An 11,136-nucleotide genomic window follows, 5' to 3' on the forward strand; every position below is an offset into this window, starting at 1 on the left:
TAAGCCGATTTCCAATGGGGGGCCGAGGATGGCACGTCGCGCACTGAGCATCGCAATCGCATTGGTTCTATTCCTCGCCGCGGGCGCTACGGCGCAGTTCGCCAAGCCGCAGATCATGGACCGCGAGTCCGGGTTCTCGCGCATCATGTGGCTCGAGGACGACGCTACGCTGTACAACATGCGTTGGACCGTGAAGCGCTTTGAGCGCGACGGCCGCAAGTTCTATCTCTACGATGGCCAGGGCGACAACGGCAAGTCCGGGGCCGAGCGCATCGATTGGACCGAGGAATCGAGCGTCGAGATCTGCGACAGCGGCATGCTGCGCACGCAGTATTGGAAAAAGGTCAGCAGCGGCGCCGAGCAGATGACCTGGGATCTGCGCTACGACTGGACCGCGCACAAGCTTAGCTACCGTTTCGAGGATCGCGTCGCGGGCAAGGTTGAGGAGCAACAGATCGCCATCGCGGACGATGCCTGGCCCGGCGACGCGCTGAACTTCCTGCTGCGCGGTTTTCCGTTCGAGCGCGGCGCGGGCTACAAAGTCACCGGCAACCTGCTGATGACCGACGGCTCGGTGCTCGGCGGTCACATCATTCACCACGGCGAGGAGCGGATTAAAACCGTCTTCGGCGAGATCGACTGCTACAAGCTCGAACTCAAGCCCACCGGCGCGCTGGGTTGGGTGGCGCCGGATATGTTCATGTGGTTCACCAAGGCCGCACCGCATTGCTGGGTGCGTTACGACGGACGCGACGAGGGATTTATCAAGCCGCGAACCAAGAACGTGCTGCTCCAGTTCGAGCCGGCCGAGGCAATCAAGTAAAGCTTCTCAACCCGCACGGCTAAAAAAAACGGAACGCCGATCGGCGTCCCGCCTGTTGATTGTTTCCGCTGTGCCTCAGCCCTGGTCGAGCGTTTTAAGCAATCCGATCAGTTTGCGTAGGTGATCGCGCTCCTGCTCGACCAGCTCGTCGATGATCCCGTGGGCCTCAGCCGCGACGATCGGACGCATCTCCGAGTAGTAGAGGATCGAGTCGCGCTCGAACTGCATCGCGGTCTTAATCAAGCTGGCCGCGTCCTGATCCATGTAGGTCTGCTTGACGGTCTGCTTGTCGTCCTCGAACACGCCCTGGTCGGAGAGCAGCTGCAGCCCGGCCATGTAATCCCAGAAGTCCCACGACAGCTCTGTTCGATGCTCGCCGAACTGTTCGAGCAGCTTGCTAAACGATTCCCCGTGGCTTTTCTCTTCGCCCGCGAGGAAGGAGAACACCGAGCGCATCTCCTCGTCCTGAGCCTTGTCGGCCAGGGCGTTGTAGAACGCTTCGCCCTTGCGCTCGATCTCGATCGCCTTGTCCAGGATCTCACCGGTCTTGTAATACGGCATTAAGCACTCCACGTTTGGGGGACGGCCTTGGGATCACAAGCAATGATCTGGGCTGTCCAGAATTGCATGTAAAAGATAACACCGACTTTGGCACAGTCAAGCAAGGGAGGTCTGTCGGCAGGGGCGGGCGGCATGATATTCTCAATCCCGGATATTTCGTCATGGAGATTGCCATGCACAGAGGATTATTGATCAGCGTTCTGGTGTTGTTGTGCGCGGCCTGCGTGCTGCTCGGCGCGTGTACGGCCGACGACGACGATGACGACAGCGGGCCGGACGACGACCTTGACGACGATGACGCCGCAGGGGACGACGACAGCGGCGACGATGACGACACGGCGGACGACGACGAAGCATTCATCCCGCCCACGCCGATCTACGGCTATTACGAGGAGGCGCACCGCAACAACTTTGATTGGTTGAGGGCCCAGCTGCCTACTCTGGCGCAGTACGAGCTGACCCTGCTGCTGGGCATGACCGATGAGATGCTGGGCGATGCCGACCTACTGGCGTTTCTGCGCGACGCGGAAACAGCGGGCGTGGCGGTGCGCGCCTGGATCCTGCTGCCGTATTCCGAAGGCTACTGGCCCAGCGAGGCCAACGCCGAGCTGTTCGCCGAGGTGGCGTTGGATTACGCCCAGTGGTTCATCGACAACCAGCTGGCCATCGAGTGGATCGTGGTCGACATGGAGACCAGCGTCAACGTGATCGGCGACCTGACGCGCATGCTGCAAGAGGGGCGCTACGCCGACGCTCTGCTGGTGCTGATCGAGCACCTCGACCCGCAGCGCTTTGCCCAGGCCTCGGAGGTCTACAACCAGCTCAACGACGAGCTGCGCGCCATGGGCATGCGCTCGATGGTGGTCACCGCGCCGATGTTCCTCGACGATCTTTTTGACCAGGACTGCACGATCCAGGATGCGATGGACATCCCGGTCTCCACCGTGGAGTGGGACGAGGTCTCGACCATGGTCTACACCACGACCTACAACTCGACGCTGGGCATGGATTTCGGGCCCGACCTGGTCTACAGCTACGCCCGGACCACTATCGAACATTATCCGCACAACGCCTCGATTGCCCTGGGCATCTCCGGCGAGTACGAGGATTATCAAACGCTAGCGGACGAGGTCGCCGCGTCCAAGGCCGCGGGCATCGAGCGCATCCAGATCTACAACTTCCGCGGCGCGCAGAACCGCGACGATTACGAGCAGTGGCACCAGGCGCTGTATGCCGAGCCTGAGCAGCCGCCGGAAGAGGGCGCTGTCATGGTCTTGCGCGAGCTGCTCAAGTTGGCCGATCTGCTTTTTTAGGGAGAACGTAAATGTGCTCCAAGCGCATATCGACCTTGCTGCTCGCGCTGATGCTCTGCGCCTCTTTGGCGATCATCGCCTGCGATCGGGATGGCGATGATGATGACGATCAGGCGGACGATGACTCCAACGATGACGACGCAACCGGAGACGACGACAGCGGCGGAGACGACGACATCGTGGACGACGACGACGATCTGTTTCCACCCGACGAGCAGCAGCCGCTGTACGAGAAAGGTCAAATCCTCGAGCCGGACTCGCTTGAGTGCTTCAACTTCGAGACCGGGGAGTATCAACTCAACTGCAATCACCACGGATCGACCATCGCACAGCTGCCCGAGGGCTCGATGGCCGTGGTCTGGTATCACGGTGTTGCGGAGAAGTCGCCCGACGCGCGCATCGTCTGGTCGCGCCTGGCCCCTGGGGAGCGCGAATGGCCTTGGCCCGAGGTGCTCTACGACGAGCCGCTGCGCTCCGAGGGGAACCCCGCGCTGTGGGTTCACGAGGACGGCACGCTCTACGTGTTCTTTGTCACGATCTTCGGCGAGGGTTGGCCCCAGTCGTATCTGCGGCTGATCCGCTCGTTTGACAACGGCGCGACCTGGGACAACCCGCTGGAGCTGCGCGAGCGCTATTGCTGGATGGCGCGCCATCGGCCGGTGCGGCTGGGCAACGGCGAGTTGCTGCTGCCGCTGTACAACGAGTGCCTGGCCTACCCGGTATTTATCCGCTCCACCGACGACTTCGCCACATGGACCGAGGAGGCGCACCTGAACTTCGAGTATTACCGCCAACACCCGGGCCAGATCCAACCCGCGTGCATTGTGCTCGAGGGCGACGTGATCACGGCGCTGACCCGCGACGGCATGCCCTCGAATCGCATCAAGCGCATGATCAGCCTCGACGGCGGCCTTAATTGGGGCCCGAGCATCCCGCTGGACCTGCCCAACAGCGGCACGTCGATCGACCAGGTGCGGTTGCTCGACGGCAGCGTGGTGGTGGTCTTCAACAACAGCCAGGAGCGGCGCTTTCCGTTGAGCGTGGCCCTGAGCCACGACGGCGGCGAGACCTTCGACGCGATCCGCAACATCGACGACGAGTGCGAGGGGGAGGGCTGCTCCTACGCCTATCCCTCGATCGCGCAGAACACGCTGGACGGCACGATCTGGGTCTCCTACAGCGTGGGCCGCTCGACCATCGGCTGGGTGCAGTTCAACGAGCGCTGGCTGATGGACGGCGATGAGCAGCCGAACATCCCGTCAAAATAAAACGACCCCGGATTGCTCCGGGGCCGTTACTGCGCACGAACTCTGGTCAGTCGCGCTTGGCCAGCAGCATGCTGGCCACGGTGTTTACGCCGCTGTGCAGCAGGGGCAGGAAGCGCGAGTAGAAGCCCAAGAGGTTGATCGGGCTGACCATCTCCACCGCCTTGTCTTTGCGAACCGCCTTGAAGATGATCCGGCCCACGGTCTTGGGCGAATTGCTGTAGAACGGCAGCAGCTTCATCGACATCTTGGCGCCCCAGGTCTCGCCCTGAACCTCGTCGTAGAACCCGGTGTTGACCATGAACGGGTAGACCGTGGTGACCTCGATGTTGTGCTTGGACAGCTCGAACCCCAGCACCTCGGAGTATCCGGCCATGCCAAGCTTAATAGAGGCGTAGGCGCCCCAGGTTGGCAGCAGGAAGAACGCCTGGCCCGAGCTGAGGTTGACGATGTGGCCGCTGTTGCGCTCGATCATGCTCGGCAGCAGGGCATAGATGAAGTGCAGCGGACCCATGAAGTTGACGTCGATCAGCTTGCGCCACTGCTTAAGCGTGGTGTCCTTGATCTCGCCGTTGTGGCCGATGCCCGCGTTGTTGATCAGTACGTCCACGCCGCCGAGCTTGGCGATTACGTCCTTGGCCGTTTTATCGACCGCGCTTTTTTTCGAGACGTCGGTAACGTAGGTGTGGACCTTGGCGCCAAGCTCCTCGATCTGCTTGGCCGCCGCGTCCAGTCCGGGCTCGTCGATGTCGGTGAGCACCAGCACGCTGCCGGCCTTGGCAAAGTACTCCGCAGTGCACAGGCCGATGCCGTGGGCGCCGCCGGTGATCAGGACCACCTTATCCTTGAGCTTCTTCATCGACTGGGATCCTCCGGAAAAATTGCTGAACAACCGGGATTTGCCGATCTCCCCGGCGGAAATCACTACTGACGCAATGGACTATACGTGAAATGATGCACAGCGTCAAAATCGGAAATATACAGGAGAGCGGTCGAAAAGTGACGAGGTAGGAAGCTTAAAAACGACGGTGTTCAGCGGTTGACCGAGGCCTCGAAGCCCGCGTCCGTAAGCTGGTCGATCACGCGTTGCAGCGCGTCCTCGCCAAGCTCGGGGGCCGTGAAGAATTCGTCCGCACGGCCGACCTTGGCCCACTTGCCGCGCGCCAGGCTGTTGTAGGGCATCAGCTCGATTGCGCCGACATATCCCGTCTTGCGCAGGATGGCGATGAACCCCTCGATGGTCTGTTGGTCGATGTTTGCGCCGGGGATCAACGGAATGCGCGGGATCACGCGCGACGCTCCGGCGCTGCGTACGATCTGGCCAAAGCGCTCGATGATCGGCCCGTTGGATACGCCGGTGAGGCGTTCGTGCTCGGCCGGGTCGGGATGTTTGAGGTCGAACAAGAACAGGTCGCAAAGCTCGATCAGACGTTCGCCGATCTCCGCGGAGAACAGGCCGCAGGTCTCCAGCGCAACGTGTACGCCCGCGGTTTTCAATCCTTGGATCAGCTCGATCAGGAATTTATGCTGCATGGTCGGCTCGCCGCCGCTGATCGTCACGCCGCCGCCGGACTGATCGTAGAACGGCTTGTCGCGCAGCACGCGCTCGATGATCTGCGCGGCGTCGGCTGTAAAGCCGATCAGTTCAAGCGCCTTGTTCGGGCACTGCTTTACGCAATTGCCGCAGGCAGTGCAGCGTTCGACATCGTAACGACGTGTGCCGTCCACAATGCTCAGCGCATTATTTTGGCAGACCTCAACGCACTTGCCGCAGACAGTGCAGCGTTCGGCGATCAGCCCGATCTCGGGTTCGCGTCGCCAGGACTCGGGGTTGTGGCACCAGCGGCAGCGCAGGGGACAGCCCTTGAAAAAGATCAGGGTGCGGATTCCAGGACCGTCGTACAGCGCGTAGTGCTGGACGTCGAACAGCACGCCGCTGCCGCAGACCGGTTGCTTGCCGATCGCGCTCAACTACAGCCTTTCGCTCAGCACGTGGATCAGCTCGTCCACGGTGAGCTGCACCGGGTTGTTCTTGTTGCCGGTAGCCTGCGCGATCTGCGGCAGGTCCTGCTCGGTCACGCCGTACTGGGAAAGTCGCGGCACCTGCAGCGCTTGGGTCCACTCGTGCAACTTTTGATTGAGCATCCGTACGCGCAAGCCCACATCCTTCTCTACCAGGCCGACCAACAGCGCGCCGATATCGCCGTAGCGCTTTAGCGCTGGGCTGCCCTTACCGCGTTGCGAGATCAGCTTGTCGGTGCTAATGGCGGTGACCGCGGCCAGCAGCGAGCCGCAGGCCGCGCCGTGGGGCACGTCGAACGCGGCGCCCAATGATCCGGCCAACCCGTGGACAGTGCCTAGCCCGGCATTGGCCAACGTGATCCCAGAGAGCAGGGCGGCGTAGGCCATCATCCCGCGCGCCTCCAAATCGTCGCCGTGCTCGAATGCGCGCACCAGGCCGTGGCGCACGCGCTGCATGCCGCTGAGCGCCAGGGCGTCGGTCAACGGCGTGGCCTGGGTCGAGATGTACGATTCCAGCAACTGGGTGAACGCGTCGAGTCCCGAGGCTGCGGTGATCTCCGGAGGACAGCTGCAAGCCAACTGCGGGTCGAGCAGCGCCACGTCCGGCACGTAGTTGTCGTGGCGTAGCGACTTCTTAAAACCGCCGGGTCCCACGCGGCTGAGCACCGCGTTCTTGGTCGCCTCCGATCCGGTGCCCGCGGTGGTCGGCGCGGCGATCAGCGGCAGCCTGGTACCCGGAGGGGGTTTAGTTCCAACGTCCTCAAGATAGTCGACCACCGATCCGGAAGTTGTCAGCATAGCGCTGATCGCCTTGGCCGCGTCGATCACGCTGCCGCCGCCCACGGCGAGCACCACGTCGATCGACTCGCCGCGCAAGCGCTGGACCTGCTCGTCGCAAAACTCGGGAGTCGGCTCGCCGGAGACAATCGCGTGCGCGTGTTTGATGTTTAGCAGATCAAGCCCGTCGATCAGTTGTTGCCAACAACTACCGCGCGATGCAAAGCCGCGGCCGGTGACCAGCAGCACGCAACGGCCGTATGAGGCAACAAGCTGCGGCGCCTGAGACAAAGTGCCGGGGCCGAAGACGATCCGCGGAATTCTGGCAAAGCAAAACGGTGCGATCATCAGACCTCCTGATTGAAATGCGTATTAATCAACAAACAGCGCAGTGCTCGGTGCGCGAAATGACCTCGTCCTGAATCTCGCGGCCCAGGTCGACGAAATAGGTGCTGTAGCCGCCGACCTTGACGATCACGTCGCGGAACGTTTCCGGGTCGTGCTGCGCCGCGCGCAACATCTCGGCCGAGGCCACGGTGGGCTGAAGTTGCGCTCCGCCCATGGCGAAGTAGCTGCGCAGCAACGAGCAGAATTTGTCGCGCGTCTCCGTGGACTGACCGATGGCGCTGGGGTGCAGCTTGAGGTTGACCGCGCAGCCGAGCAATCCGCTGAAGTCGATGGCCGCGACCGAGCGCAACACCGCGGTGGTTCCGGCGCGCTCGACGTTGTAAGGATTGCAGCTCGAGGCATAGGGCGTGGCAGCCCGGCGGCCGTCGATCGTGGCCATCGAGGCCCGTCCGTCGATGGTGTGCGAGGTCATGCTGTTGATGAACGGCACGAACGGCCCGCCGCGGAAATCGCGGTATTTGTCCGTGGAAGCGAAGATCATCGCGGCCACTCGCGCGGCCAGTTCGTCGCTCTGCGCTTCGCCGTTGCCCCACTTGCCCTCCAAGCCGTCCACCAGTTGCGCGACGCGCTCGTGCCCCACGAAGTTGGCGTCGATTGCCGTGAGCAGCTCGGGCAGGGTCAGGTCGTGGCGCTCGAACACCAGCTTGTTGATCGTGTACAACGAGTCGATCACGTTGGCAACCGAGTTGATCATGTTGATGCCGCTGAAATTGTACGTCGCGCCGCCGCGCGTGATGTCGCGGCCGTTTTCCAGGCAGCCTTGCATCAGCGCCGAGATGTGCGGCGCGGGAAGATGCTCGGAGAAGATCCGGTCGCGCAGGTTCGAGGACTCGGCGTTGAGCATCACCGCGTGGTCGAGTTGGATCTCGAACGCCTTGAGCAGTTGCTCGATATTTTCAAAAGATGACGGATCGCCGGTCTGCGGGCCCACGCCGCGCACCGGGCCGATCAGCGTCATCGCATCGCCGTTGCGCAGTGCCGCGTCGAACACGCGCGAGAGCAGCAGACCCGAGAAGCTGATGCCGCCGCTCTTGCCCGGGCAGATCAGGTCGGTGCAGCCGGTGATCGCGTAGTCCAGGGCATCGGGGTCGGAGAAGCCGCGGCTGCGCATCGCGTCGACGAACACCTCGTCGTTCATCAACGAGAGGTTGGAGCACGAGTTGTGCATCAGCTCGGCAGCCGCAAGGTAAAGTTGATTGGGAGTGTCGCGGTGCACGCGCAGCACAATCGAGGTGATGGTCTTGGAGCGGTCGGCCGCCTCGAGCAGCAGGTAGGTCAGCTCGTTGGTCGCGTCCTGGCCATCGCTGGTTTGGCCGCCGACGGTGATCGGCGTCGAACCCTCGTAGCGCAAATAGAACTTGCCCAAAATGTTCGATTCGGGGCGCAGGTTGTGGGTCATGATCTTGAGCATCAGCTCTTGGCAAAGCTCGGAAGCCTGCTCGTGGGTGATGTCGCCGTTTTCGAGGTCGCGCCGAAAGTAGGGGATAAGCATTTGATCGAGGCGGCCCGGGGCGTGGACGTTGGTGATGTTGGCCAGCTCCACAGCGGTGTGAGTGCTCCAAAGCCCCTGCACAGCCTCGCGGAAACCGCGCGCCGGATGCAGCGGAGAGCGGCGGGCAGCCTTGAGCATCGTGCGCAGCACCTCGCGACGCTCAGGGTCTGTGCAGGCTTGCAGATTGTGTTCGAGTTGCTGGACCAGTCGTTCGCAAAAGCAGATCAGGCCGTCGAACGCCGAGAGCAGCGATTGCAAAAATACCCGGCGTTCGCTATCGCCGTTTGAAACCGACTCGAGCTGTGCGCTTGCCTCGCGGCGCATCTGCAGCAGTCCGCGCTCGAGCACAGTTGCGTAATCCAAAATCAAGTGCCCCTGGTAGGTGGCGATCGAGGCGCTGGTGGAGACGATCAAGGCCTGCTTAGTCGGCGTGGCCACCAGCGAACGGACGAAGTCCGCGACCTCGTCGTTGACCAATCCGGAGTTGCGCAGCTCGCGGTCCACCGCGTCGGCAATGGTCCGGCCCTTCCAATAGGGGAGAAGATCACGGCGCAGCTCGCGGGAATTCTCGGGGCTGATCTCGAAGCGGTTGATTTCGCGCCGCTCAAGGGTATCCAGTCCGACGTTGAGCGGATTGCCGCCCAGTGAGGCGTTGAATTTAAACGTGCGGACCAGGCCGCGGATTCCGTTTTGACGAACCAGATAGCCCAGCAGTCGCACGGTAGAGCCAAGCTGAAAGCGCAGCATGGCAGGACGGGTGAGCTCGCAGGCGAGAATGTTGTTGAACAGACCGCGCTCGATATCAAGCGGCAGTCCCAGGAAATGCTCGGTCCAATTGCCGGCGATGCGGTCGTCCGGATCGATGTTGTGGGTCATGTTGCGATAGACGTGGAGCATCGATTCGGCAACGCGAAGCCCCGGCTGCACGTCGGGACTATCGCGCTCGCGCCACTTGGATGTGAATAGGCGCGCACGCTCGATCGAGATCTGCGGCGTCTGGGTCTGATAGCGGCGACGCATGCGCGTGATGCGCTCGCAGGCCAGGTCGTGGGGCGGTTGAACGCTCATGGCTTTCTCTCCAAAACGCGGCGTAGGGTCTGATCGTCGAGCAGCATTCGTTGCTCAAAGATTTTTTTGGCGCGCTTGGCGTTGCCCTCGCGCAGGGCTTTGACCAGTCGGCCGTAGACATCGGCCGTGACCTCGGGCCCTTCCTCGATCTGGTAGTAGAGCACGCTGACCTTTTCGAAAACCTCGCGCACCGTGTTGAGCATGTAGAGCAGCACGCGATTGCCCGTACCTTGGGCCAAGAGGTGAAAGAATTCGAAATCAAGTCCGCCATGGAGACGCTGGGCAGTGTCTTGACGGGGATAGCGATCGACCAGCTGTTGCAGACCCTCCAGCGTGGCCTCGTCGATGCGCTCGGCCGCCAGGTCGATCAAGGCCAGGGCGAAGATCCGCCGCACCTGGGCCAGGTCGAGCATCAGGGCGCTGTCCAGGCCGATCCCCTCGGCCAGCAGGAATTTTACAAGTTCCAGACCCCAGCTATGGGAACTGGGCTGTACGAACACGCCGTCCCCGGGTCTGATCAGCACTAGGCCCATGGACTCCATGCGGCGCAACGCTTCGCGCAAACCGGTGCGGTTGACCTCTAGACGCTGGGCCAGCTCGCGTTCGGCGGGCAGTTTGTCTCCGGGAGCAAACGCGCCGGAGATCACCGCTTCGGCGAGTTGAACCACAACCTCGTCCGATACGCGCGCGCGACGCACGGGCCGCAGTTGCGGCGCGGGTCGGCCGTTGTTCTCGATCAGCTCTTGTGGCATCGATTTTTCCGCCATTGGATTATTGGTACAACCAGTGGACCAATGGAGAATAGTCAATCGTCAGCAGAATTGTCAAGACTCTGGCGCGTTGGCGAGGAAGGCGAAGCTATTGCGAGCAGATTGTGCGCCGCAGTAGGAGACTCAATAGATAATCAGGAAAGCCCTGATTATTCGTTGGGGTCCGTCGCGAGGCGTGCAAGGTGCCGCAAGAACAAGGAAGCCGAGCCTATACAACGCAGGCGTACCCACTGTGGTACGTCGAGGATGGATCGGCGAGGATGACACGGTTATTGCGAGCAGATTGTGCGCCGCAGTAGGAGACTCAATGGATAATCAGGGCTAGTACAGGCCGGTGAAGCGAAAGCTGTGGGCCTTGGGATCGGGAAGGAAATGCTTGAAAAACTTGCCCATGTTGTCACTCAAACGTTTGGCTACCAGCGATTCGCGTTTATAGGCGGCCGCGATTTCGGCATCGGTCGGATCGAGGTGAAAGGCCTTGCAGTAATCCTCGCGGGCCTGGCGCAAATTGTTGATCGCCTCTTCGATCTTGCCCAGCAGTAGGTAGCAGCAGGCCTGATCGCAGACCAATTCCATGGAGGATTGTACTGCCTGACGCGCGGGCTCGTACATCTGTTGGCCATACAGCGCCTGGGCC

10 protein-coding genes are annotated in these 11,136 nt (G+C 61.9%); 3 read left to right on the forward strand and 7 right to left on the reverse strand.

Going from position 1 to position 11,136, the window contains the following annotated elements:
* Nucleotides 1-28: 28 nt before the first annotated feature.
* Entirely contained in the window at nt 29-823 is a 795-nt protein-coding gene (locus P9M14_17375) for a hypothetical protein (GenBank protein MDP8257520.1), read from the forward strand.
* 75 nt (nt 824-898) lie between these two features.
* Here P9M14_17375 and P9M14_17380 read toward each other — a convergent pair whose 3' ends face one another.
* Nucleotides 899-1,384 (reverse strand): ferritin family protein, encoded by a 486-nt coding sequence (locus tag P9M14_17380; GenBank protein MDP8257521.1) that lies wholly within the window; start codon nt 1,382-1,384, stop codon nt 899-901.
* Nucleotides 1,385-1,557: 173 nt separating this feature from the next.
* Here P9M14_17380 and P9M14_17385 point away from each other — a divergent pair, with 173 nt between their 5' ends.
* Nucleotides 1,558-2,697 carry a hypothetical protein gene (locus P9M14_17385; protein MDP8257522.1) on the forward strand — a complete coding sequence of 380 codons (1,140 nt, stop codon included), beginning with the start codon at nt 1,558-1,560 and terminating at the stop codon, nt 2,695-2,697.
* Between the two features lie 11 nt (nt 2,698-2,708).
* On the forward strand, nt 2,709-3,965 hold the full coding sequence (locus P9M14_17390; GenBank protein MDP8257523.1) for an exo-alpha-sialidase: 1,257 nt from the start codon (nt 2,709-2,711) through the stop codon (nt 3,963-3,965).
* A 46-nt stretch (nt 3,966-4,011) separates the two neighbouring features.
* Here the strand turns inward: P9M14_17390 and P9M14_17395 are convergent, their stop codons facing one another.
* The 6 genes from P9M14_17395 to P9M14_17420 all read right to left on the reverse strand — a co-directional run.
* Nucleotides 4,012-4,821, reverse strand: a complete 810-nt coding sequence (locus tag P9M14_17395; protein ID MDP8257524.1) for an SDR family oxidoreductase — start codon at nt 4,819-4,821, stop codon at nt 4,012-4,014.
* A 173-nt stretch (nt 4,822-4,994) separates the two neighbouring features.
* Nucleotides 4,995-5,933, reverse strand: a complete 939-nt coding sequence (locus P9M14_17400) for a glycyl-radical enzyme activating protein (GenBank protein MDP8257525.1) — start codon at nt 5,931-5,933, stop codon at nt 4,995-4,997.
* Entirely contained in the window at nt 5,934-7,109 is a 1,176-nt protein-coding gene (locus P9M14_17405; GenBank protein MDP8257526.1) for an iron-containing alcohol dehydrogenase, read from the reverse strand. It abuts the gene before it with no gap.
* Nucleotides 7,110-7,137: 28 nt separating this feature from the next.
* Entirely contained in the window at nt 7,138-9,729 is a 2,592-nt protein-coding gene (locus tag P9M14_17410) for a pyruvate formate lyase family protein (GenBank protein MDP8257527.1), read from the reverse strand.
* Nucleotides 9,726-10,481 (reverse strand): FadR/GntR family transcriptional regulator, encoded by a 756-nt coding sequence (locus tag P9M14_17415; protein MDP8257528.1) that lies wholly within the window; start codon nt 10,479-10,481, stop codon nt 9,726-9,728. The genes P9M14_17410 and P9M14_17415 overlap by 4 nt, the downstream gene beginning before the upstream one ends.
* A gap of 339 nt (nt 10,482-10,820) precedes the next feature.
* Nucleotides 10,821-11,136 (reverse strand): hypothetical protein (locus tag P9M14_17420; protein ID MDP8257529.1); only part of this gene is annotated, 316 nt, incomplete at its 5' end.

Source organism: Candidatus Alcyoniella australis (assembly GCA_030765605.1).
Taxonomy (GTDB): domain Bacteria; phylum Lernaellota; class Lernaellaia; order JAVCCG01; family Alcyoniellaceae; genus Alcyoniella; species Alcyoniella australis.